The sequence below is a fragment of the Roseovarius confluentis genome (assembly GCF_002917925.1).
In the GTDB taxonomy this organism is placed as follows: Bacteria; Pseudomonadota; Alphaproteobacteria; order Rhodobacterales; family Rhodobacteraceae; genus Roseovarius; species Roseovarius confluentis.
This window is the reverse complement of sequence record NZ_PPFE01000004.1, coordinates 159,184-183,134: the sequence shown is the minus strand read 5'-3', so window position 1 is coordinate 183,134 and position 23,951 is coordinate 159,184. Positions and strand designations below refer to the sequence as shown.

Sequence of the window (23,951 nt, the reverse complement as noted above, 5' to 3'; positions counted from 1 at the left end):
GGTCGCAGTTACAAGGAGACAGGCGAGGCTGATGGGGTTCAAATCCTCGCCTATAGATTTGCTCCTATAGAATTATGAAGTGATGCGCCACCCACTCTAGTTTAATAGCAGGTTACCCGCACTGGCCTTGCACGGTCGCAATTTTGTTTGAATGTTTTTGGCTTCTATCCCCATTACTCCTCAATGCGATTACGCTTTGCGTTGAGATTGGTAACGGAAATGTTGAGCAGGCATTTTTAACAAATCTGTTACCGCTCCACGTAATTTCCGTACTAGCACTCAGTTTTGGGCGACATTTGTCGACATGTAGAACTGCCTAGTACCAGGCCGCTGACGAAGCGGCCTGGCGTAACTTCTTTCTTCACGCATTTAGCCGTCATTCGCGCCGGTTGTCGCTTCTGCACCGGCCCGCGCCTCCAGTTGAGCCTGAATGCTCTCGCGGAAGTCTTGCGCAGCCATGCCGATGGAGACACCAGCCTCTGAATCGGTCTGCAGTCCAGCTGCGTCTACCGCAACCTGACCAACACCCAGGCCGAGGGCGGGATTTACGTCAATCACGGCTTGGGCAGTTCCTGTGGCGCTCGTGCGCGTGTCAGCGATGGTGCCGATGGACTGACCGTCTGCGGATGCGACTTCAGCACCGACGTTCACACCAGCAGCTGTGTCACCAGTTGAAGCCTCTGAAGACGCGCTGGCGTTGGAATCGACACCGACATTTGCGCCGTCGGTGCTCGCGCCTGCGCCCACTCCAGCGTTTGCGCCAAGTCCACCGACACCTGCATCAACGCCTGCACCGGCATCAGCGCCCACTCCAGCGCCAACTCCGCCGACGCCAGCGCTTGCACCGGCATCTGCGCCGACGCCTTGTGCATACAGCGGCAGCGCGAGGGTCGAGGTAAGTGCGGTGGTCAATGCGACTGTCTTGAGTTTCATTGTGCTAACCTTTCGTACTTTTCCAAGTTGCAGGCCAATCAAACGACCTGCTTCGAAAGGGATAAGCACGCGCGCGAAAATTTCGATGCCCCTTCTGATCCGGTCCGTTCAGACGGCAAAATCCAGCGTTTTTCGCGGGTAGACGACGGCAATCTACCGCAAGGCGTGACGTGCGATTGGAACAAAGTTCGAAGACTTACGTTGCAGTTCGTTTTTCGAAACGGGTTGTTTCGCAGATAACCCTGAACGGCTAATTTCGGACACAATCGCGCCACATTTAACGCACGGACAGAACGCAAAGATGGCTATCAGTAACGAGTGTTTTAAACTGATTTTCATGACGAAAGCGGCAACTGTCTGTGATTGGCGGTTGCCGCATTTTTCATTTTCTGGAGACTGTTTATGCCGAAATAATGGCTAACTCATCGCTCTATTCCAGCGCTTTCAAAGCCACGCCTGGTCCTGTGGCCACCTGACCGTCATCGAGGAATTGGATGCCCTGGTTTTCCAGGGTGCTTACTATTTCTGCAACTATCTCTTCGGACACTAGCCCCTTGTGGTCTGGTTTGCCTTCCACTCGCCTAAGCGTGATTAACGGAATTCTGGCGAGGTTGCACAATTCAAATTGCGTCAACCCAGCAAGGGTTCGAGCCGCTTTGATTTGTGACTTCGAAATAGCCATAGGTTCTCCTGATACTTTATTATCAGTGATACACTTGTTATCAGTTACGTCTAGTGATAGATAGTTATCAGTCAGTAGGAATACTGGCGATGATTACAATCGCGCAGAGCGGCACCCGCCCCTGATGCCTGTCTGGGATGCAGAAGCGCAAGCGCCGCGCTCTGTGAACCTCGCAACCATTTCTCGGATCGCAGTCAACGGTGCGGTCTACAACTTCGCAACCTAATGGAGGATAAAATGGACAATGGAACTCGACCCGTAACGAACTGGGAAAACCAGAGTGTTGGAGGCATCGCGTTGTGCTCCGAAGGTCTCTTTCTTGATCATGTCGAGGATGCAAAAAAGCTTCGCGAGAGACAGGCGCAGTACGAGGCAAGCCTGCCAACTGAGCCTGATGAAGTCATCCGTTCTGCCCGACGGCTCCTACACCCGAACGGTGATGACTACCCTGAAGGCGTCGAAGAAGCGCTGCAACTTTCATGTGCACTTGCAGTCATCGTGAGGCATGGAGACTTGGAAGTGCCTTCGCCTGAAAGAGACGCGGCACTCTACCTGGCCAACCGACTTGAAGATGCTACGCGTAACGCTGTGGGAAAGCTTGATCGACTGTCCGATGTCCTGTCCGCCAAAAGCCGACAGGAGCGTAAAGAAGCCGAGCGGCAGCGCTTATCGGAGCGTGAAGTCGCCTCGCTTCTTCAAGGTTTTGACGACGAAGAAACAGCAATGTTTCGGGAGGCACTCACTACAGCTGTAGAGGATGGTGGAAACCTCGAGCAGGAACTGGAAACCCTCAAAGCCAAAATCGAGGCCAAGCGAGCAAAAGAGAGCGAAGCGGTGGCTGAGAAGGGAGGTGAAGACTAAGGCCGCCCTTTTCCTTGTCGTCGGAGGCAGCCTGCAATCGTGGGCTGCCTTTCCCCATTAAGGCTATTTCAAAAATGACATTTCAGTACGACATTAACCGCCAGTGGTCTGACCAGTTCATACCGCAGATCAAGAGCATCGTCGGGAGCCACCTATTGCAAGCGGCTCCCGATATGCTCGACATGACCCAAGCAACGGATCTGGTCATGCTGGACGCCCGCGATATGCGGATTGCGGCACGGGTGCGCAGGCCGGGATATGCAGACCGCTACCCTTATCAGTTCACAGTGCGCTCACGGCTTCCTTCAGGTGCTGAGACGGAGCTTTCCAAGATAGTGAATGGGAAAGGCGATTGGCTGTTCTACGGCCACGCCAACGCCTCTCAGACGGCTGTAGAGCGTTGGTATCTGATCGACCTCAACGCATTCCGTGCGGCGCTGATCCGGCAGGGTGCAGAGGGCTTGTGCTGGGGGAACAAATGCAACCCGGATGGGACGTGGTTCACCTGGTTCGACGTGCGCAGCTTTCCGGCGGATCCGCCGTTGGTGGTGGCGAGTTCATGCACATAAGGGTTCAGATTGACACGGGGTCTAAGAAGAGGCGGCTAAGATTCAGTGCCTACTTTCACCATCAAGAAGGTCACCCTGCAGATATTTTGCTGGGAGTAAGGTGGTTTGCGATGGCTGGCAAACTCTCAGCCCTTTTTCTTCTATTCGGGAACCGTAACCCGCAACTCGCTCAAACCTGCCATCCATTGAGTGGAATTCAGAACAATCTGCACTCAAAGCCGACGCCAGATGGACACTATCAGGCCCTTTGAGGGCGATGCCTTCATTCCAACGAAGGTTGCGCGCGTCCGTGCATACGAATGGATCAGCCTGTACAAGAAAGGCGTATTGCCCTGAAACCAACAAAGACTCCAACGCGTTTTGCACGCCTTGCGGAACAGGTGTGCTCCCGGCATGGGAAGCCTCAGCAATAGATATCGTTGACGTGTAGACTGTTATTTCCCTGTCTCTGTGAGCCTGCATCAGTTTCTTAATGTACCAGACCTCTTGCTCTCTCCCGTCCTCAAGTCGAGCCGACACGTCAAACTTCACAACATCTATGAAGCAGCACGCGTCCATATATACAGCGGGAGTTGCGCTCATCAGGATGCGTCATCCAAATCATCTTCGGGCTGAAACTCTGGGAAGGACCCGAAAATTCTATCAAAATCATCTGGAGACAACGATGCGGTTTTCTTCAACCGCTCTAAACTCATAGAAACAATACTCCGATTAACCCGGTCGTAAGTGCACTCACCGGAGACAAGAACTACCGTATTCGCCTCCTCCATTGCGTCAGCAACAAGTGAATGCTGGCTTCTTCCATAAAGCACTTTGACGAGTTGGTTGGATGACAACTCACGGACCTGAATGTAAGGGTGACCGACGCCTTTGACCCATGAGTGGATCACTCCTTGAATTCCACCTATGGCGGGGATTGGCTTTTCGACACGGGAACGCATCGACTGCGCCTTTGAATACGTAATTGCCCGCCATTTCGGACTCCCGCCACGATGCGGGATAATCCCCAAGCCTATTTCCTCGTCAGGATCTATCAAATTTCCGATTTTGGCGTATTCCAAGGCCGTCGAATCTCTGACCATCCCGTTTAGACCATCACGGTCAGGGTCAAAATCGGCCAACACCTCAATACTGCGCTCGAAGACCTGCGCCAAGCCAGCATCAACAACGCCTTGGAATTCCGCATCAAACTGAACGGAATGGTTTTCAAAGTCGGCGGCCAACCATTCTCCAGGTTTCGCATCGACACCGCAGTCTTTTGAAAGCGCGCGCAAGAATTTCTCAGCTTGCTCAGAAATCCGGCCAAGCTTCCCCAAAGGCGCGCCCCTGCGCCCTTTGTTCAAAACAAATCTGATTTTCAATTTGGCCAAGAACGCCTCCAGCAGTTCAGATTCTACGCGTCTGGCGAGTCCCGGTAAAGAATTCTCTGACCGTCGCCTGTGCACTGTGCCGTTTGGATCCGAAACTCCATAGTCGGCGATGTCAGCCTTCTCTGCGCGCGAATTGCATACACAACGCACTAACTGACCACATGATGGTAGAAATGATGGGACACGGCAACGAAAGCGCCGTTTTATAATTAAATTTCTGATGCTTGCAGGGATGTTTTGGTAGCGGAGGAGGGACTTGAACCCCCGACACGCGGATTATGATTCCGCTGCTCTAACCACCTGAGCTACTCCGCCAAACCGTGGCGCTAGTTAAGACAGGCGTACCAAGGCGTCAAGTCCGGAATTCGCCCTTTTTCATCTTGCGGCGACCCCGCGCCGCGCTCACTCTGCATACCATGCCAACAGATGCAGACACCCTGCTTTCCGACCTTCGCAACGCCCTCGGCGCGCCCCATGTGCTGACCGGCGACGCCGCCGCGCCCTACCGGATCGACTGGATGGGGGATCGCCGACCCGAGCCACTGGCCGTTCTGCGCCCCGCCGACACCGGCCAGGTCTCCGCCATCCTGCAAGCCGCCTCGCTTCACGGCACCCCCGTCGTGCCGATCTCGGGCAACACCGGCCTCACCCACGGCACCGACGCCGGCGGCGGGCTGCTCCTGTCGCTCGACCGCCTCAACACCATCCGCGAGATCCGCCCCGACGCCCGTGTCGCGGTGGTCGAGGCCGGCGTCATCCTCGCCCACCTGCACGAGGCTGCCGAAGCCCACGACCTGATCTTTCCGCTTACCTTCGGCGCACGCGGCTCGGCCATGATCGGCGGCGCGCTCTCGACAAACGCGGGGGGCTCGAACGTGGTGCGCTATGGCTCCACCCGCGGCCTCTGCCTCGGGATAGAGGCGGTCATGGCCGATGGCCGCGTGCTCGACCTGATGAGCCCCGTGCACAAGGACAATTCCGGCTACGACCTGCGCGACCTGCTGATCGGCGCCGAGGGGACGCTCGGCATCATCACCGCCGCCGTCCTGAAACTCGCGCCCAGGCCCCGTGCCTATGTCAGCGCCATGGCCGCCTGCCCCTCGATCGACGCCGCCCTCAAGCTCCTGCATCGGCTTCAGGCCGAAACCGCCAACTCGGTCGAGGCGTTCGAGCTGATGCCCGGCAACTACATAGACGCGCACCTCACGCGCCATCCCGACGCCCGTGCGCCCTTCGACGACCGCCACGACGTCAACATCTTCCTCGAACTCGGCGCCCTGTCGGCCCGCGATGCCACGCCGGACGCCAAAGGCGCCGTGCCCATGGCCACCCATCTTGAAACCGTGCTTTCGGACATGCTCGAGGCCGGCGACATCCTTGACGCCACCGTGGCCCAGAACGCCGCCCAGCGGTCCGAGATGTGGGCAAGGCGCGAGGCCGCCGCCGAGCTGACCCGCCTGCATTCCCCGGTCGTCGACAACGACATCGCCGTCCCGCTCGACCGCATGGCCGACCTGATCGAAGGGATCGAGGCCGAGACCCGCGCCATCGACCCCGGCATCCGGTTTCTGCACGTGGCCCATCTTGGCGACGGCAACCTGCATTTCTCCGGCTGGCCCTCGACCGACGACACCGAAGCGCATGCCGCCATTGTCCGCGCGGTCGAGGATGTGGCGATCTCGCTCGGCGGGTCTTTCTCGGCAGAACATGGCGTCGGGCTGTCCAAACGCCCTGCCATGGCCCGCCACAAGGACCCAGTGGCGCTCGACATCATGCGCAGCATCAAGGCCGCGCTGGACCCGCAAGGCATACTCAACCCCGGCAAGGTCCTACCGCCATCCGGGTCATGATCCGGCGCAGTACCGGCGAAGCAGCGCGCCGGCTCTTTGGTACAGATCCGGTCTTTTTGATCACTTGACCACCGCTGGCCGCTTAAAATTTACGCATTTATTGGTATATTTTTGGTTCAAGCCCTGTGGGCGTCGAAAAATTTTAACGCGCAACCAAAGGTAGAAGGCATCCACCGACTTCAAACCCAGGCTGTGAGCCCCACCGCTCTGCATTCTCTGGTTTACGAAGAATTTTCATAACCTTACGCCCCACAAGGAGCCGCGCACCCGATACCGCAATGGCTCGTCCCCTCCTCCGACCCGCCCAGAAAACGCTGCCTTCCCGTCCCTTCCGCAGCCGAAAAAACGTTTGGCGGAACGCGTTGGACCCGCTTGAGTAATGGCGTCGCCGGAATCGAAGCGTACGGGACTGCGCACTCCGGCCAACACGGAGGTAAAAGAAAAATGGAAGAACAACTCGCGGAACTTGCGGCCCAGGTGGCCGCGATGGAGGCGAAGGGGAACATGACCAACACCATGTTCGCGGAGACGTACTATTACCTCTCCATCCCCCTCATGATCATCATCCACGCAGGCTTCCTTGCCTATGAAATGGGGGCATCGCGCGCCAAGAACGCGTTGTCGTCGGGGGTCAAGAACATCCTCGCCTTCGCGTTCGTCATACCGGCCTTCTATTTCTTCGGCTGGTGGGTTTACTGGGGTTTCCCCACGGGCTTCTCGCTCTCCGAAGGACCCAACGGGATCTCCGGCGCGGGCTATGCCAACGCCATCGCCTTCCCTTGGGGAGAGTCGGCAGCCTACATGGGCCCCAACACCGAAGACCAGATCGACGGCGTCTTCTGGGGCGCCTTCACGCTCTTTGCCGCTACCACCGCCTCTATCATGTCCGGCGCCGTGATCGAACGGATCCAGACCGTGGGCTTCGTCATCCTCGCCATCATCCTCGGCGGCTTCAGCTGGACGCTCGCGGCGGCCTGGGGCTGGCACGCGGATGGCTGGCTGGTACAGGACTGGGGCGTGCATGACTTCGGCGCAGCGGGGCTTGTCCACGCGGTCGCGGCCTTCTTCGCGCTCGGCGTTCTGATCAACCTCGGCCCGCGCATCGGCAAGTTCAATCCCGACGGCACGGCCAACAACCTTGCCGGCCACAACATGCCCTTCACGGCCACGGGCCTCATGCTCATCGTCGTCGGCTTCTGGGGCTTCCTGATGGCCTGCCTGGTCGTCGGTGGCGAGGCTTGGTCCTGGGGTGCAAACTTCACCACGATCTACGGCACGCCCACCAATCTTGGCGCACTGACCTTCAACATCCTGATGGGCGTGTCCGGCGGCATCATCGGCGCATGGCTGTTCACCCGCGATCCGTTCTGGATGATGTCCGGCGCGCTGGCGGGCCTCATCTCGGTGGCCTCGGGTCTCGACATCTACTTCCCGTCGCTGACCTTCATCATCGCCATCTGCGCGGGCATCATGTTGAAACCCGCCGCCACGATCCTCGAAAACATGGGGATCGACGACGCCGTCGGCGCGGTCACCGTGCACGGAACGATGGGCGTCTTCGGCATGCTGATGCTGGGCATCTTCGCCAGCGGTTACCCCGCCCTCACCGGCGAAGGCGCACCGACGGTCAGCTTTATGGGTCAGCTTGTCGGCATCGTCGTCTTCGTGGTGATCGGGTTCAGCACCGGCTATGTCAGCTCTCTCATCCTGAAAATGGTGGGGATGCTGCGCGTGCCCGAGGCGGCCGAAATCGCGGGTCTGGACACGGTCAAGGTACCGGCACAGGCCTATCCCGAAGGCATCATGGCGTCGCCCCCGGCGTCGCAGTAACGAAAGGAAAGAACCATGGGATTTCCCTTTGAAAACGCATCCTGGGACGGTGTCAGCGGCGTGATCTTCGTCGGCGGTGCTGGTGGCCACACGCTGGTCTACAGCCTGATCGCCATCGGCATCTGCATCGCCGCCCTGCTCTTTGGCAACGGCATCGAGTCGACCAAGTACAAGAAGCACAAGTAAGCCTCGGCTCACCTGCTTGAGACGCCCCGCGGTCCCGCCGCGGGGCGTCTTGCATGGGGGCAGGGTCAAATGGCCGTGAAGGCTCCGATTAGCCCTGTTACCCTACGCCTTCGATGCTAACCCTGTTGGCATGAAACAGTTGCTCGCCCCCCTCGCCCTCATCCTCACCCTGACCTTACCCGGTCTTCCGGCCTTCGCCTGCGGGCCCGACACCGACTGCCGGATTGGCGACCGCAGCTACCGCATATACCTGCCACGGGGGCAGGACGGCACCACGCCCATGGGCGCACTGATCTTCGCCCATGGCTACAAGGGCTCGGCGGCGGGCACGATGCGCAACGGCGCGCTGCGCGGCATGGCCGACCTGCTTGGCATCGCGCTGGTCGCGGCCAACGCCAAGGGTGACGACTGGCGCCTGCCCGGCACGCCCTCGGGCGGCGTCACGTCTCCCGAAACCGAGCTGGGCTATTTCGACGCCCTGCGCGACGACATCCTGGCCAACACCGCGATCGACCCGGACCGCATCGTCGTGGCCGGCTTTTCCGCGGGCGGGATGATGATCTGGACACTGGCCTGCCACCGGCCCGCCGACTATGCCGGGTTCATTCCCGTCGCCGGCACCTTCTGGGCGCCCACGCCGGACAGCTGCACGACACCCCCCGCCGATATCATCCATGTCCACGGCACGTCCGACCGGATCGTCCCGCTCGCGGGCCGCGCCATCGGCGAGGCACGGCAGGGCGATGTCGAAACCGTCCTCGCCATGTACCGCCGGGTCGGCGGGCACGAGACGTCGAAGACCCCCGCCTTGCACGACGGCCTGACCTGCGACGCGTGGACCGCCCCCAACGACACGCGTCTGACCAAATGCCTGCATCCCGGCGGCCACAGCTTTCGCACCGAGTGGATCGCCGCCGCGTGGAACCTGATCTTCTCCGGTTGACCAGACGCACTTTACCTCGCCCCCGCCGCCGCTAGGTCCTGAAACGAATGCCACCCAAAGGAGCCGCATGAGCCAGCACATCACTATCCTCGGCGCCACATCCGGCATCGGCCAATGCGCTGTTGACGAGGCGCTACGCCGCGATCACACCGTCCGTGCCTTTGCCCGCTCCGCCGGCGACATGGCCTCCCGCCCCGGGCTGGAGCCTTTCCCCGGCGACGCGCTCGACCCCGCCAACGTGGCAGATGCGCTCAAGGGCACCGACGCGGTGATTTACGCACTGGGGATCAAGGAAAGCGTCTCGATGCTCTGGAAAGAGGTCACGCTCTTTTCGGAAACCACCCGCATCCTTCTGGACGCCATGCAGACGGCGGGCGTTTCCCGCCTCGTCGCCGTCACCGGCTTCGGCGCGGGTCGCAGTCGCGCCGCCATGAGCAGCGTTGAGAGCCTCGGGCACAAGGCCATTCTGGGCCGACCCTACGCCGACAAGGACCGGCAGGAGGCGCTGATCATGGACAGCCCGCTCGACTGGACCATCGCCCGCCCCGTGATCCTGTCCAACGGCGCCCGCACCGGCACCTGCAAGGTGTTGCGAGAGCCCGAGGCGTGGCGCAACGGCCTGATCTCGCGCGCTGATACCGCCTGTTACCTGGTCGACGCGATCGAGGATGGTCTCGACATCCGCGGCGATGTCGTCCTCACCCGGTGAATTCGCGGAACTGGACTTATCGCGTTAAGCTTTTATTCACCTAATGGATGCTGCGTTCGCGAAATCCGCGAGACCCGTTAACCTGTCATCCGGCGGAACTGGCACTGTCGTGATACCACCCGAATACCGACGCGATACCGACACTCGAAATTGACGAATTGGCGGCCTTAACCTTCGGGTCCCGAAATGCTCAGCGGTCGCGTATCGCCCGGAACGCCGCTGACGCGCCCCAGCCCGCCGCGATTGCGATGGCCAGCGACATCAGGCCATAGATCAGCGGCTGTTCCCGCGACAGGTTGAAGATCCACCGCTCCAGCCCGACCTTCTGCACCCCGATGGCCGTCTCGTAGGTCGCCACGATCTCGCCGCCGCGCGTCAGGAAGATCCGCGTCGCATAGGCCCCTTCCGTCAGGTTCGCCGGCATCTCGATCGAGGTGCGGAACAGTGTCTGCTCGTCCAGCGACACCGCCCCTTCCTGCAGGCTGTAGGCCCCGTTGGCCTTGCGAATACGGATCACCGCCTCGGTAAACGCCTGCGGATCGACCGTGGCACTTGCCGCGCCGACCGACCGGATCGCTCGCGGGATCGAGATGCTGTGGCGCAGGTCCTCGACATTCGACAGAACCTTGTCGAGCGGCCCGGTCGTTGCGATTGCATAGAAGGACGGCGCCCGGTCCACCTCGACAGAGTCGACATTGACCCAGATCCCGAACCGACGCTCCTTGCGGCGCACCACCACGGGCTTGCTCGGCCCCGCAATGGTCACGATCACATCCAGCGGTTCCTCGGGCACCGGCGCCTCACGCTTGACCGCACCGAACACCAGGATCTCCGAGCCGTCGAAGGTCGCCGTGATCGCCACCTTGTCCCGGCTCAAACCCAGCACGACCTCCTCGGCCATCAGCGGCCCGGCCATGAACAGAAGGGCAATCAGCCAGCGCATCAATGTCCCTCCGCCGCGCCGATGGAATAGAGCTCCGACGGCATGATCAGCAGATCCAGCGCCAGTTTGAAGCAGACCGCCAGCACCATCATTGCCAACAGGATGCGCAATTGCTCGGCCTTCATCCGAGTGCCGATCGTCGTCCCGATCTGCGCCCCGATCACGCCCCCGATCAACAGCAGAACGGCCAGCGCAACGTCCACGGTAAAGTTCGTGGTGGCGTGCAAGAGCGTGGTGAAGGCGGTCACGAAAATGATCTGGAACAGCGACGTGCCCACGACCACCTTGGTCGGCATGCCCAGCAGGTAGATCATCGCAGGCACCATGATGAACCCGCCACCCACGCCCATGATCGCCGCCAGCACGCCCACAGCGATACCCACCAACACCGGGGGAATGACGCTGATATAAAGCCCGCTTGTGCGGAAGCGCATCTTGAACGGCAGCTTCTGGATCCAGGTGTGTTTCTTCCGCGCCGCGGGCTTGCCCGACTTGCTGCGCCGGATCGCCCGCAGGCTTTCAAAGAACATCATCCCGCCGATAATGCCGAGGAACACGACATAGCACAGCCGCACCAGCAGATCGACCTGCCCCAACGAGCGCAAGTAGTTGAACACCACGACACCCAGCGCGGCCCCGATCAGGCCCCCTATGAGCAGCACGGTGCCCATTCGGAGATCAACGGTTTTTCGCCTCAGATGCGCCAGCACGCCCGAAAAGGACGACGCGACGATCTGGTTCGCCTCGGTCGCCACGGCCACCGCCGGCGGAATGCCGATAAAGAACAGAAGCGGCGTCATCAGGAACCCACCGCCCACGCCGAACATGCCCGACAGCACACCCACCAATCCGCCCAGTCCCAAAAGCAGGAACGCGTTGACCGAAACCTCGGCGATGGGAAGGTAGATCTGCATAACCCGTGTTAGCCCCGCCTCAGGGCTTTTTGCAAGTGCGGCATCGGCATTGCCGCCTCAGGTCTGATCAATTTATGTGAACTGGCCTTACGAAGCGTGAACGCATCGGTCCATGTGCTTCCGTTTCTGAAACTTTTGAGACATCTGGGGCAGTTAGCGCTCTTTCACGTAGGGCACACCGCCCGATTTCGGGGGAATCGCCTTGCCGACGAACCCCGCCAATATAACCACGGTCAGAATATACGGCGCCGCATCCATCAACTGCGTCGGGATCGTTATCCCGCCAACTTCGAGGTTCTGATAGCGCAGCGCCACCGCCTGCAACAAACCGAACAGCAGCGTTGCCCACAGCGCGTACCACGGCCGCCACTTGGCAAAGATCAACGCCGCCAGCGCGATATATCCCCGCCCCGCGGTCATGTCCTTGACGAACCCGGCCTGCAGTGCGGTCGACAGGTACGCCCCCGCGACCCCGCACAGAACGCCACAGATCGCCAGTGCCGCGAACCGCATCCCCGGAACGCTGATACCCGCCGTATCGACTGCCTCGGGGTTCTCGCCCACGGCGCGCAGGCGCAGCCCGAAACGGGTACGATAGAGAACCCACCAACTGGCCGGGACGCAGAGAAATGCCAGGTAAACCAGTATCGTATGCCCCGACACCAGCTCGCCATAGACCGGCCCAAGGCTGTCCGCAAAGGGCAGGTCGATCGGCTCGAACCGCGCGCCGCTGCCCAGTGACGGCGTCCGCCCCGCCTCCTGGAACCAGTCCGCCGCGATCAGCACCGTCAGCCCCGCCGCCAGGAAATTGATCGCCACACCCGATATCAGCTGGTTGCCCCGGAACGTGATGCTGGCCAGCCCGTGCAGACCCGACAGCAGCATCGACGACCCGATGCCCGCCAGCAGCCCGATCAAGGCCGACCCCGAGACATAGGCGACGGCGGCTGAAAAGAATGCGGCCATCAGCATCTTGCCTTCCAGCCCGATGTCGAAAATCCCTGCCCTTTCGCTGAACAGCCCCGCAAGACAGGCCAGCAGCAGCGGTATGGCCAACCGCACCGTGCTGTCGAGAACTTGCAGAAGGGTCAGGAACTCCATGCGGTCAACTCTCCGATGTCGCCATCTTGTAGGCGGCAAAGCCGAAGAAACTGCCCAGCCCCGCTTCGATCCACCGCCGCCCGCTGGCATAGGCCGCCCGGATAGGGCTCGAGGACAGGAACAGCGCCCAGGCCGCATGCATCGTGAAACTGATCACGAAGGCCCCGGCGACGAAGGCGGCAATCACCGGCGCCGGCGCGCCCTCGACCGCGCCAACCGCGGCGATGGCCAGCCAAAAGACAATCGCCTTGGGGTTCGTCACCTGCAACGCGTAGCCCTGCGCAAACAGCTTCGCATTCGCCTGCTTCGGCGTCTTAATCACCGCCACTCTTGGCGGGTGCAGCGCCTTCCTGAAAGCGCCGTAGGCCAGCCACACCAGGTAGGCCGCGCCCACCAGCTTCAAAAGGCTCATCGCCCAGGCCGCCTGCGACAGTATCAGGCCCACGCCCAGCATGGTCAGGATGTTGATCGTCATGCTGCCGGTGGCGATCCCCGCGCAGGTCACCAGTGCCGGCCCCCGCCCCTGATTGGTCGAGATCCCCAAGAGCATCGCCACCGCTGGCCCGGGCGAGGACGCCCCCACCAGCAGGATGGCATAGGCGGCGATAAAGCCGGGAAGGTAAGGCGCGAAATCCGTCATGGTACGAGGCTCCGAAAAGGTCTGACCCTCGCACATTGCCACACAACGCCACACCCCCCTAGCCTCAACACTTCGCTCCAGGCCGAACCATGCACGCTCATGCCTTCCGCCTCCGCCGCAGCGCGCCGTAGGCCCGCTCCATCGGCATCCGCACCATGTTGTCCAGCGCCCCGGTGAACAGGATCACCAGCGCCTGTATCACCACGATCAACTCGCGCGGTATCGACGTCCACAGGCCCAGTTCGCCCCCGCCCTGGTACAGAAACCCGAACAGGATCGCCGCCAGGAACACGCCCAATGGATGGTTCCGCCCCATCAGCGCCACCGCGATCCCGATGAACCCCGCGCCCTCGGTCGGGTTCAAGAGCAGCCGCTCCGCCTCGCCCATCACCACGTTGACGGCCATCAACCCGGCCAGCCCGCCCGAGATCAGCATCGCCACCACGACGATCTTCACCGGCCCGATGCCGGCATAGCGGGATGCCGTTTGCGAATAGCCCAGCGCCCGGATCTCGTAGCCCAACCGCGTCCGCCAGATCAGCACCCAAACGAACAGGCAGGCCAGCACTGCCACGAACAGGCTGATATTCACCGGCGCCGCCTTGGAAAACGAAATGCCCAACGGCGCGAGCATGTCGTGCAGGGTCGGCAAAGTGGCCCCTTCCGGGAACCGCGCCGTGGCCGACTCGACCGATCCCGCCGGGCGCAGCACCCCGCCCAGCAGGTAGTTCAGCAGCGCGGCCGCGATCAGGTTGAACATGATCGTCGTGATCACGATGTGACTGCCCCGCGTCGCCTGCAGCCACGCCGGGATCAGCGCCCAAAGCGCCCCGAACACCGCGCCCCCGACCACCGCGGCCGGCAGCGCAAGCGCCCAATGCGGCCAGGGCAGCGCCAGGCACACCAGCGCCACGCCAAGCCCGCCCAGCATCGCCTGCCCCTCGGCCCCGATATTGAACATCCCCGCATGGCTCGCCACGGCAAAGGCAAGGCCCGTGAACATGAACGTGGTCGCGTAATAGAGCGTATAGCCCCAGCCATAGGTCGACCCGAACGCGCCCACGACCATGATCCGCAGCGCCTCGACCGGGCTTTCCCCGATACCAAGGATCACCAGCGCCGACAGCAGTGCCGCCAGCAACAGCGACACCAACGGCACCAGTACCGCGTCGGCCCAGCCGGGGAGCCTATCCATGCCCGCCTCCCTGCCCGGCCCTGTGCGCCGTGCCGTGTTCCTCGGCGTGTTCCCGCGCCTGCGCCGCCTGCGCTTCCTGCACGGCGGCGGCGGCATCGTCGGGCCGTCCCTCGATCCCGGCCATCAACAGGCCCAGTTCCGTCTCGTCCGTCTCACCCGGCAGGCGCTCGCCCATGATCCGCCCGTCGAACATCACCGCGATCCGGTCGCTCAGAGCCATCACCTCGTCCAGTTCCACGCTCACCAGCAGGATCGCCTTGCCCGCATCCCTGAGCGCAATGATCTGGCTATGGATGAACTCAATAGCCCCGATATCCACGCCCCGCGTCGGCTGACCCACCAACAGCAGGTCCGGATTCCGCTCGATCTCCCGCGCCAGCACGATCTTCTGCTGGTTGCCCCCGCTAAAGTGCTTGGCCGACAGTTTCGCATCGCGCGGCCGTACGTCGAACCGCTCCATCTTGGCCGCCGCCTCGGTCAGGATACCCGCGTTATCCATCAACAGGCCCGCCCCCGACGCCGGCCCCCTGTGATATCCGAACACACTGTTTTCCCACGCGGAAAACGCCATGATCAGCCCCTCGCGCTGCCGGTCCTCGGGCACGTGCCCCACCCCCGCCGCGCGCCGCGCCTTGCCATCCGCGCCACTGCCGGCCAAGGCCAGATCAATGCCGTTCACGGCCACGCGGCCCGTGGCGGCCCGCATCCCGCCAAGAACCTCCAACAGTTCCGACTGCCCGTTCCCGGCCACCCCGGCCAGCCCCACGATCTCGCCCTTGCGCACCTGCAGGTCGATACCGCGCAGCCGCTCCACCCCCTGCCCGTCGACCACATGCAGGTTCTCGACCTCCAGTACCACGTCGCCGGGCCGGGCGGCCTCCTTCTCGACGCGCAACAGCACCTTGCGCCCCACCATCAACTCGGCCAGTTCCTCCGGCCCTGTCTCGGCGGTCCGGACCGTCGCCACCATCTCGCCCCGCCGCATGACGCTCACGTCGTCGGTGATCTCCATGATCTCGCGCAGCTTGTGGGTGATCAGGATGATCGTCTTCCCCTCGTCCCGCAGCCGGGCAAGGATGCGAAACAGCTGATCCGCCTCCGCCGGAGTCAGTACACCCGTGGGCTCGTCGAGGATCAGGATATCCGCCTGCCGGTAAAGCGCCTTCAGGATCTCGACCCGCTGCTGCATCCCCACGCCAATATCCTCGATCAGCGCATCGGGTGTGACGTTCAGCTCGTATTCCTTCGCCAAAGCCGCCAATTCGCGCCGCGCCTTGGCAAGGCTCGGCCTCAGCAGCGCCCCATCCTCTGCACCAAGGATCACGTTCTCCAGCACGGTGAAGTTCTCCACCAGCTTGAAATGCTGGAACACCATCCCGATACCCGCCGCAATCGCCGCCTGGCTGTCGGGAATGCGCGTCTCCTGCCCTTTTATGAAGATCCGGCCACTATCGGCCTTGTAGAAACCATAGAGGATCGACATCAGGGTCGATTTTCCCGCCCCGTTCTCGCCGATGATCCCGTGAATGGTCCCGGGGGCCACCTTGATCGAGATATCCTTGTTGGCCTGCACCGGACCAAAGGATTTCGATATCCCCTGCAATTCGATGGCCGGCGCCACGCTCATGCGCCCGTCCCCTTGAAGCCGACGATCCGGGTCAGGCGTTCATCCGAGTCCACCTCGATCACGAATTGCCCCGGCTGGATGTGGCCGTCCGCCATTATGAACTCCACCGTCGCGCGGATGATGCCGTCTCGTACGTCCATATTCGCGATCTGAGCAATCGCACCCGGGGCCATGGCCGAGTATTGCCCAACGTAGTCTATCACGGCCGCCGTCCCGACCAACGCCTCCTCCAGCCGCGGGTCGGCATAGCGCACACCGGCCGCCAGCACGTCGTTCAGAACGGCCATCCGCGCCTCCGCGTCGCCGTCGCCCCAGGCGTTGAAAAACCGTCTGACGCTATCGCTCATGGCAGCCTCCGGCTAGCGCCGGGCCACCCTCGCGGCCCGGCAATATATTCCTACGACGCCGGGCAGGTATTGTCGGACATGTAGTCGTGCACCTCCAGCTCGCCATTCGCGATCTTCTCGGCGGCGGCGTCCACGGCTTCTTTCATGTCAGCCGTCACAAGGTCCTCGTTATGCTCGTCCAGCGCATAGGCCACCCCGTCGTTCGACAGGCCCATCACGTTCAGCCCCGTCTCCACGTCCTCACCCGCCGACATCGCGTCGTAAACGGCATTGTCCACGCGCTTGACCATCGAGGTCAGAACGCTGCCCGGATGCAGGTAATTCTGGTTGCTGTCCACGCCGATGCCCAGCACGTCCTCGTCGGCGGCGGTCTGCAACACGCCCGTCCCGGTGCCGCCCGCCGCGTGATAGATGACGTCAGCCCCCTGGCTCATCTGCGCCTTGGTCAGCTCGGACCCTTTGACCGGGTCGTTCCACGCCGCAGGCGTCGTCCCGGTCATGTTCTGGATCACGGTCGCGTCCGGATTGGCCGCTTTCACGCCCTGCACGTAGCCGCAGGCGAACTTGCGGATCAGCGGGATGTCCATGCCGCCGATAAAGCCCACCGTGCCGGAGTCGCTCGCCATCGCGGCCATCATCCCCACAAGGTAGCTGCCTTCATGCTCGTTGAAGACGACCGAGCGCACGTTGGGTTCTTCCACCACCATGTCGATGATCACGAACTTGGTGTCGGGATAATCCGGCGCCACCTCGCCCAATGTCTCGCCGAAGGCAAAGCCGACCATCACCACTGGGTTGTTGCCGTTCTCGGCAAAGCGGCGCATGAACTGCTCGCGCTGCGCTTCGGATTCCAGCTCGACCTCGTTATAGCTGCCGCCGGTTTCCTCGGCCCAGCGCGAGGCACCATTGTGGGCGCTTTCATTGAACGACTTGTCGAACTTGCCGCCAAGATCATAGATCAACGCCGGATCGGCCAGAGCACCTGCCGTGCTCAGTGCCAGCGTGGCGGCCGCGCCCATGAGGGTTTTCATCAGTGTCATGCATATCTCCCTGAGGTGCGGGGCGGTGCGCGGCTGACCGGAAGGGTTGAATCACGCTCGCCCCCTTGTTGATTCCGGCAAGTAGGCCGCAACTGGCTATTCGGGTCAAGGTGAACAGCGGCTTGCCGCAGGGTAAGCCCCGCATCACGCCATACACCCGGCGCGAAACCATCCAACACGCCGTCCCGGACTTGATCTGGGACCTCCTGACGCGATCGCACGCGCCTCTGCGTAGGGTGGGTGAAAACCCACGCGCCGCCTAAACCGTCAAATCCAACGCCGCCTGCAACAAGGTCTTCGTGTACTCGGTCTTGGGGCTCTCGAAGATCTCCTCGGACGCCCCGTATTCCACGATATCGCCCTGCTTCATCACCACCACCTTGTGGCTCATCGCCCGCACAACGGCCAGGTCGTGACTGATGAAGAGATAGGTCAGCCCGTATTTCACCTGCAACCGGCGCAGCAGGTCCACGATCTGCACCTGCACCGTCATGTCCAGCGCACTCGTCGGTTCGTCCAGCACCACCAGCTTTGGCCGCAGGATCATCGCGCGGGCGATGGCGATCCGCTGCCTTTGCCCGCCGGAAAACTCGTGCGGATAGCGGTCCATCGTCTCGGGGTTCAGCTCGACCTCGCGCATCACCTCGGCCACCAGCTCGCGCAACGGCCGGCCGTCGGGGTTGCCATGCACGCCCAACCCCTCCGCAATGATTTGTTCACAGGTCATCCGCGGGCTCAGGCTGCCCACCGGGTCCTGGAACACGATCTGGATGTCCGAGCGTTTGCGCCTCAGCTTGCGGGTGGACCATTCGCGCATGTCCTCGCCCTCGAACCGCATCTCGCCTTCGGACTCGATCAGCCGCATCAGCGCCAGCGCCAGCGTGGTCTTGCCCGACCCGCTTTCGCCCACGATGCCCAACGTCTCGCCCCGGCGCACCTCGATGTCGGCCTCGTTCACCGCCTTCACATGGCCCACCGTGCGCTTCAGCAGCCCCTTCTGGATCGGGAACCAGATGCGCAGCCCATGCGTCTCGACCAGCGTCTCGGCCCCCTCCGCTACCGGCTCCGGCACGCCCGAGGGCGCAGCGCCCAGCAGCTTTTTCGTATAGTCATGCTGCGGGTTGCCGAAAATCTCCTCTGTCGGCCCGCTCTCGACGATCTCGCCGTCCTTCATCACGCAAACCCGGTCGGCGATCCGCTCCACCACGCCAAGGTCATGGGTGATGAACAACAGCCCCATATCCTCCTCGCGCTTCAGCTCCGCCAACAGCTCCAGAATCTGCGCCTGGATCGTCACGTCCAACGCCGTCGTCGGCTCGTCCGCGATCAGAACGTCGGGCTTGTTCGACAGCGCCATGGCGATCATCACCCGCTGCCTCTGTCCGCCAGAAAGCTGGTGCGGATAAGCGCCCAGCCGGCTTTCGGGGTCGCGAATACCCACGCGGTTCAGCAATTCCAGGATGCGCTCCCGCACCGCCGCGCCGCGCAGCCCCTGGTGCAGCTCGATCGACTCGGTCAGCTGCTTTTCCAGCGTGTGCAGCGGGTTCAGGCTGGTCATCGGCTCCTGGAAAATGAAGCTGATGTCGTTGCCCCGCACCTTGCGCAGCAGCTTGTCATTCGCGCCGATCATCTGCTGGCCGTCATAGGTCACGCTGCCCTCGACAATGGCGCTTTCCCCCAACAGAGACACGGTGCTCAACGCCGTCACCGACTTGCCCGACCCGCTTTCACCCACCAGCGCCACGGTCTCGCCGCGGTCCACGCTGAACGTCACGCCGCGCACGGCCTGCGTCACCGCACCGTCCTGGCGGAAGCCCACCTTCAGGTCTTTGACTTCAAGCAGGCTCATTGAAAGGTCTTTCTGGGGTCGAATGCGTCGCGCACGCCTTCAAAGATGAAGACCAGCAGCGACAGCATGATCGCGAAGGTGAAGAACGCGGTAAAGGCAAGCCAAGGTGCCTGCAGGTTCTGCTTGGCCTGCAAGGTCAATTCCCCCAGCGAAGGCGCACCCGAAGGCAGGCCGTAGCCCAGGAAATCCAGTGTCGCCAGCAGGCTGATCGTGCCGGTGATGATGAACGGCAAAAAGGTCAGCGTCGCCACCATCGCGTTGGGCAGCATGTGGCGGAACATGATCTTCATGTTGCCGACGCCCAGCGCCTTGGCCGCGCGCACGTACTCGAAATTGCGCGCGCGCAGGAACTCCGCCCGCACCACGCCCACCAGCGCCATCCACCCGAACGCCACCATGATCCCGACGAGCAGCCAGAACCCCCTCGGCAATATCGAGAACAGGATGATGATCACGTAAAGCTGCGGTGTCGACGCCCAGATCTCGATGAACCTCTGAAAGAACAGGTCGATCCGGCCGCCGAAATACCCCTGCACGGCCCCCGCCACGACGCCGATGACGGACGAAAAGAACGTCACCACCAGCGTGAACATCACCGCCAGCCGGAAGCCGTAGATCACGATCGCCAGCACGTCCCGCTTGGTGCCATCCGTGCCCAGAAGGTTCTGATCGTTGGGCGGCAAGGGCGCTGCCCCGGGTCGGTCAACCGGCGTGTCGTGGCTGTAGGGGATAAGCGGCCAGAGCGTCCAGCCCTTCTCGATCGCCTCTCCCATCACCTCGCCGTCCTGGGCATCCTCGATGATCCCCTCGGGATCGTCGAAGCAATCCACCAGCCCGCCCGATACGATCAGGCATTCGACCTCCGGGTCGGCATAGACCGCCTCGGTCCGGAAATCCCCGCCGAACTCGGTCTCGGGATAGAACTTGAAAATCGGCATGTAGTACGCGTCGCGGTACTTCACCAACAGCGGTTTGTCATTGGCCACGAACTCCGCCGGCAGGGTGATCACGCACAGCAGCGCAAAGATGATCAGCGACCAGAACGCCCGCTTGTTGCGCTTGAAGTTACGCCAGCGGCGCTGGTTCAGGGGGTTGAGCTTGATCATCTCAACCCGACCTCTTCTCGAAGTCGATGCGCGGATCGATCAGCACATAGGTCAGATCCCCGATCAGCGCCACGACCAGCCCGATCAGCGTCGTCAGGTACAGCGTTGCGAACATCACCGGGTAATCGCGCCCGATGGCGGCCTCGAAAAAGAGCCGCCCCAGACCATCCAGCGAAAAGATCGTCTCGATCAGCAGGCTGCCCGTGAAGAACACGCTCACGAACACGCCCGGAAAGCCCGCGATCACGATCAGCATCCCGTTGCGGAACACGTGCCCATACAGCACCTTGCGCTCGGTCAGGCCCTTGGCGCGCGCGGTCATCACGTATTGCTTCTTGATCTCGTCCAGGAAAGAATTCTTCGTCAGGATCGTCAGGGTGGCGAACCCGCCGATACTCAGCGCGGTGACCGGCAGCACGATGTGCCACAGGTAATCCAGCACCTTGCCGATCACCGTCATGTCTTCCCACCCGTCCGAGGTCAGGCCCCGCAGCGGGAAGATCTGCCAGTAACTGCCCCCCGCGAACAACACCAGCAGCATGATCCCGAAGAGGAACGCGGGGATCGCATAGGCCGCGATGATGATCCCGCTGGTCCAGGTGTCAAAACTGCTGCCGTCCTTCACCGCCTTGCGAATACCCAGCGGGATCGACACGAGATAGGACAGCAGCATCGTCCAGATGCCCAGCGTGATACTGACCGGCATCTTTTCCAGCACCAGGTCCATCACGTCGATCTTGCGAAAATAGCTCTCTCCGAAATCGAAAGTGGCATAGTTCCACAACATGTTCAGGAACCGCTCCAGCGGCGGCTTGTCCAACCCGAACTGTGCCTCCAGTTCGGCGATGAACTCCGGCGGCAAGCCCTGCGATCCGATATAACCGCTGTTATCCTCGTTGCCGGTCACGGCACCATCTTGCTCGCCGCCCGCAAAGCCGCCGAACACGTCGCCCTGCCCCTGGATATCGGCAATCGCCTGCTCCACGGGGCCGCCGGGCAGGAACTGCACCAGCGCGAAGTTGATGATCATGATCCCGATCAGCGTCGGGATGATCAGCAACAGCCGTCTTACGATATAGGCGCCCACCCGTGGCCCCCTATGCCCGCGGGATGCGCGTCAGCGCCCCGTCTTCCAGAACCTGCCAGATCGTCAAAGCGCTCCCGCCTCTCTCAGCTTTTTGGCTTTCTCGGCGTCGTACCACCAGAAGTCCAGCGTTCCCAGAAGATAGGGCGGAATTTCCTCGGGATGCGCGTACTGGTCCCAATAGGCGACCCAGTGATCGGGGGCATAACCATCGGGGATCACCACGAACTCATGCCGCAACGCCCGGTCGAGCGCGCGGATCGTCATGTCCTCTTCCTCCTGGCTTTCGGTCATCAGGGATTCCTCGATGATCCGGTCCACCATCTCGCTGCGCAGCCCGGCAGGGTTGAACAGGCCATCGGCGGCCTCGGTCCCGAACCGCTGGGCAAGGCCCGTGCCCGTGCCCATAAGCGCCGGATAGCCGTCGAACACCAGGTCATAGTCGTGGTCGCGCTCACGCTTGGTGAACTGCGCGCTGTCCACGGCCTCGACCCGCGCATCGATGCCCAGGTCCTGCAGGTTGGAGACGAAGTTCTCGGCCACGGCTTTTTCCGTCGGCTGTCCCGACGCGTTCAGCAGGAAATCGAGCCGCAGCACGTTGCCGTCCTCACCGCGCATACGGCCATCGTCGCCCACGGTATATCCCGCCTCCTGCATCAGCCGCAGCGCCTGCCGCTTGTTCTTGCGAGAGGTCAGCCGCGCGGGATCGCTCGTATGCGGCACCCACGGCTCGGTCGTCTTGACCTCCTCGGGCACCACGTCGCCCAGCGAATTCAGGAACTCCAGTTCGTCCCCCTCGGGCACGCCCGTGGCTTCCAGCGGGGTGCCGGTGGAATAGGACCGCTGCTGCTCGTAGAACCCGGCGAACAGCGACTCGTTGGTCCACTCGAAGTTGAACATCAACGCCACCGCCTGCCGCACGCGCTTGTCCTGCAACACGTCACGGCGGGTGTTGAACACGATGCCGGTCATCTGCGGCGGTGACCCGTCCGGGATCGCCTCCAGCTTCACCCAATCCTTGTTGGCCGCCGGGAAATCATAGGCGCTGGCCCATTGCTTGGGGTCCGCCTCGGTGCGGTACGTCACCTCCCCCGCCTTGAACGCCTCGAAGGCGGCGGTGGAGTCCGCGAAATACTCCAGCCGGATCGTATCGAAATTGTGCCGGCCCTTGTTGATCGGCAGGTCCCAGCCCCAGTAATCGGGGTTGCGCTTGATCACCACGCGGCGGTTCGGCTCCACCTCGTCGATGACATACGGCCCAGACCCCGGCGAAATCTCCAGCCGCGGCTCGTCCAGTCGCGCGCCGGTTTCCTCGTACCACGCCTTGGACCAGATCGGCACTGTGCCCACCTGGTCGATCAGGCTGCGGCGCGAAATGCCGTCCGCGAAGTAGAACTTGACCCTGTGTTCGTCCAGCACCTCGACCTTCGGAATGCGCTTGCGCACCGCGTCGGCATAGCTTTTCAACCCCTGGTCCAGCAGCAGGTTGTGCGAAAACGCCACGTCCTCTGCCGTGACGGGCGTTCCGTTCGAGAACGTCGCCTCGGGCCGCATATGGAAGATCACCCACGACTTGTCCTCGGGGTATTCGACCGTGTGCGCCACCAGCCCGTACATGCCGTTCATGTCGTCGCCCGGCAGGCTGCCCGATCCGGCCAGAACCTGGCCCAGAAGGCTTTCGTACATGATCGTCGACAGGGCCGAGGCGCGGCCATTGCGGGTGTAGGGATTCATCGAGTCAAAGCTGCCCGCCAGCGCGATGGAAATCTCGCCACCCTTGGGCGCGTCGGGGTTCACATAGCTGAAATGCTCGTAATCCTCGGGATACTTCAACTCTCCGAAATAGGAATAGCCGTGGCTCTTGATGATGGTCTCGTCCGAGCCCTCATCCTGTGCCAGCGCGGTCGTTGCGGCCAGCGCCGCGATGCAAAGCCCGGTGAGGGCGGCGGTCAGGAAACGGGTGCGGGAAACTGCTACGGCCCGGGTCGTGGCCCGGCTGTGGCGTCGGGTCATTCTTCTCTCCTCTTGACCTGCCTGATGTGGGGTCTTTGTTCTTGCAAGGCAAGCTAAAGTAGGAACGAAACGGGTTTCAAGCGCCGAAAGCCGGATTCCCGTTCAAACTTCCCGTGAGGCGACGTCTTGCCGACTCTCCGCGCCGCACCGCCCATGAAA

Annotated in this window: 23 protein-coding genes and 1 tRNA gene; 7 read left to right on the top strand and 17 right to left on the bottom strand. The window is 62.1% G+C overall.

The features are described 5' to 3' along the window. Window positions 1–369: 369 nt before the first annotated feature. Both C2I35_RS21885 and C2I35_RS11340 read right to left on the bottom strand, forming a co-directional pair. Window positions 370–933: a hypothetical protein gene (locus C2I35_RS21885; protein WP_146050020.1), complete on the bottom strand. Its 564-nt coding sequence runs from the start codon at window positions 931–933 to the stop codon at window positions 370–372. Window positions 934–1,363: 430 nt separating this feature from the next. Further along, on the bottom strand, window positions 1,364–1,615 hold the full coding sequence (locus tag C2I35_RS11340; RefSeq protein ID WP_103763160.1) for a hypothetical protein: 252 nt from the start codon (window positions 1,613–1,615) through the stop codon (window positions 1,364–1,366). 237 nt (window positions 1,616–1,852) lie between these two features. Between C2I35_RS11340 and C2I35_RS11335 the strand changes: the two genes are divergently transcribed. Together C2I35_RS11335 and C2I35_RS11330 are read left to right on the top strand one after the other, a co-directional pair. Continuing rightward, on the top strand, window positions 1,853–2,476 hold the full coding sequence (locus tag C2I35_RS11335) for a hypothetical protein (RefSeq protein WP_146050019.1): 624 nt from the start codon (window positions 1,853–1,855) through the stop codon (window positions 2,474–2,476). A gap of 74 nt (window positions 2,477–2,550) precedes the next feature. Beyond that, the gene (locus tag C2I35_RS11330) at window positions 2,551–3,045 is read left to right on the top strand and encodes a hypothetical protein (protein WP_103763158.1); all 495 of its coding nucleotides are present in this window, start codon (window positions 2,551–2,553) and stop codon (window positions 3,043–3,045) included. 42 nt (window positions 3,046–3,087) lie between these two features. On the opposite strand, the gene C2I35_RS11325 is transcribed toward C2I35_RS11330, so the two are convergent. The 3 genes from C2I35_RS11325 to C2I35_RS11315 all read right to left on the bottom strand — a co-directional run bounded on the left by C2I35_RS11325 (window position 3,088) and on the right by C2I35_RS11315 (window position 4,730). Beyond that, window positions 3,088–3,627 (bottom strand): type II toxin-antitoxin system VapC family toxin, encoded by a 540-nt coding sequence (locus C2I35_RS11325; protein ID WP_103763157.1) that lies wholly within the window; start codon window positions 3,625–3,627, stop codon window positions 3,088–3,090. Then, window positions 3,627–4,415 carry a hypothetical protein gene (locus C2I35_RS11320; RefSeq protein WP_146050018.1) on the bottom strand — a complete coding sequence of 263 codons (789 nt, stop codon included), beginning with the start codon at window positions 4,413–4,415 and terminating at the stop codon, window positions 3,627–3,629. The genes C2I35_RS11325 and C2I35_RS11320 overlap by 1 nt, the downstream gene beginning before the upstream one ends. 238 nt (window positions 4,416–4,653) lie before the next feature. Next, window positions 4,654–4,730, bottom strand: a tRNA-Met gene (locus tag C2I35_RS11315). Window positions 4,731–4,831: 101 nt separating this feature from the next. Between C2I35_RS11315 and C2I35_RS11310 the strand changes: the two genes are divergently transcribed. From C2I35_RS11310 to C2I35_RS11295, 5 genes are all read left to right on the top strand, one after another. After that, the gene (locus C2I35_RS11310; RefSeq protein ID WP_103763155.1) at window positions 4,832–6,265 is read left to right on the top strand and encodes an FAD-binding oxidoreductase; all 1,434 of its coding nucleotides are present in this window, start codon (window positions 4,832–4,834) and stop codon (window positions 6,263–6,265) included. A 444-nt stretch (window positions 6,266–6,709) separates the two neighbouring features. Then, entirely contained in the window at window positions 6,710–8,095 is a 1,386-nt protein-coding gene (locus C2I35_RS11305; protein WP_103763154.1) for an ammonium transporter, read from the top strand. A 15-nt stretch (window positions 8,096–8,110) separates the two neighbouring features. Continuing rightward, the gene (locus C2I35_RS22150; RefSeq protein WP_170067187.1) at window positions 8,111–8,281 is read left to right on the top strand and encodes a hypothetical protein; all 171 of its coding nucleotides are present in this window, start codon (window positions 8,111–8,113) and stop codon (window positions 8,279–8,281) included. Between the two features lie 130 nt (window positions 8,282–8,411). After that, window positions 8,412–9,224, top strand: coding sequence for a CE1 family esterase (locus C2I35_RS11300; RefSeq protein ID WP_103763153.1), 813 nt, complete (start codon window positions 8,412–8,414; stop codon window positions 9,222–9,224). Window positions 9,225–9,291: 67 nt separating this feature from the next. Continuing rightward, window positions 9,292–9,933 carry an NAD(P)-dependent oxidoreductase gene (locus C2I35_RS11295; protein WP_103763152.1) on the top strand — a complete coding sequence of 214 codons (642 nt, stop codon included), beginning with the start codon at window positions 9,292–9,294 and terminating at the stop codon, window positions 9,931–9,933. 190 nt (window positions 9,934–10,123) lie between these two features. On the opposite strand, the gene C2I35_RS11290 is transcribed toward C2I35_RS11295, so the two are convergent. The 12 genes from C2I35_RS11290 to C2I35_RS11235 all read right to left on the bottom strand — a co-directional run bounded on the left by C2I35_RS11290 (window position 10,124) and on the right by C2I35_RS11235 (window position 23,792). Continuing rightward, window positions 10,124–10,876, bottom strand: coding sequence for a TIGR02186 family protein (locus C2I35_RS11290; protein ID WP_103763151.1), 753 nt, complete (start codon window positions 10,874–10,876; stop codon window positions 10,124–10,126). Beyond that, the gene (locus C2I35_RS11285) at window positions 10,876–11,790 is read right to left on the bottom strand and encodes a sulfite exporter TauE/SafE family protein (protein ID WP_103763150.1); all 915 of its coding nucleotides are present in this window, start codon (window positions 11,788–11,790) and stop codon (window positions 10,876–10,878) included. Before C2I35_RS11285 ends, C2I35_RS11290 begins: the two co-directional genes overlap by 1 nt. 153 nt (window positions 11,791–11,943) lie before the next feature. Next, window positions 11,944–12,891: an ABC transporter permease gene (locus C2I35_RS11280; protein ID WP_103763149.1), complete on the bottom strand. Its 948-nt coding sequence runs from the start codon at window positions 12,889–12,891 to the stop codon at window positions 11,944–11,946. A 4-nt stretch (window positions 12,892–12,895) separates the two neighbouring features. Continuing rightward, on the bottom strand, window positions 12,896–13,531 hold the full coding sequence (locus tag C2I35_RS11275) for a LysE family translocator (RefSeq protein ID WP_103763148.1): 636 nt from the start codon (window positions 13,529–13,531) through the stop codon (window positions 12,896–12,898). 97 nt (window positions 13,532–13,628) lie between these two features. Further along, window positions 13,629–14,726: an ABC transporter permease gene (locus tag C2I35_RS11270; RefSeq protein WP_103763147.1), complete on the bottom strand. Its 1,098-nt coding sequence runs from the start codon at window positions 14,724–14,726 to the stop codon at window positions 13,629–13,631. After that, the gene (locus C2I35_RS11265) at window positions 14,719–16,353 is read right to left on the bottom strand and encodes an ABC transporter ATP-binding protein (protein WP_103763146.1); all 1,635 of its coding nucleotides are present in this window, start codon (window positions 16,351–16,353) and stop codon (window positions 14,719–14,721) included. Before C2I35_RS11265 ends, C2I35_RS11270 begins: the two co-directional genes overlap by 8 nt. Beyond that, complete coding sequence (locus C2I35_RS11260) at window positions 16,350–16,700, bottom strand: molecular chaperone GroEL (protein ID WP_103763145.1); 351 nt, start codon at window positions 16,698–16,700, stop codon at window positions 16,350–16,352. Before C2I35_RS11260 ends, C2I35_RS11265 begins: the two co-directional genes overlap by 4 nt. Before the next feature lie 50 nt (window positions 16,701–16,750). After that, window positions 16,751–17,740, bottom strand: coding sequence for a BMP family lipoprotein (locus C2I35_RS11255; protein ID WP_103763144.1), 990 nt, complete (start codon window positions 17,738–17,740; stop codon window positions 16,751–16,753). 259 nt (window positions 17,741–17,999) lie between these two features. Next, window positions 18,000–19,589, bottom strand: a complete 1,590-nt coding sequence (locus C2I35_RS11250; RefSeq protein ID WP_103763143.1) for an ABC transporter ATP-binding protein — start codon at window positions 19,587–19,589, stop codon at window positions 18,000–18,002. Continuing rightward, window positions 19,586–20,692, bottom strand: coding sequence for an ABC transporter permease (locus C2I35_RS11245; RefSeq protein ID WP_103763436.1), 1,107 nt, complete (start codon window positions 20,690–20,692; stop codon window positions 19,586–19,588). The genes C2I35_RS11250 and C2I35_RS11245 overlap by 4 nt, the downstream gene beginning before the upstream one ends. Window positions 20,693–20,696: 4 nt before the next feature. Next, window positions 20,697–21,782, bottom strand: coding sequence for a microcin C ABC transporter permease YejB (locus C2I35_RS11240; protein WP_103763142.1), 1,086 nt, complete (start codon window positions 21,780–21,782; stop codon window positions 20,697–20,699). A 63-nt stretch (window positions 21,783–21,845) separates the two neighbouring features. Then, on the bottom strand, window positions 21,846–23,792 hold the full coding sequence (locus C2I35_RS11235) for an extracellular solute-binding protein (protein ID WP_103763141.1): 1,947 nt from the start codon (window positions 23,790–23,792) through the stop codon (window positions 21,846–21,848). Window positions 23,793–23,951 lie beyond the last annotated feature (159 nt).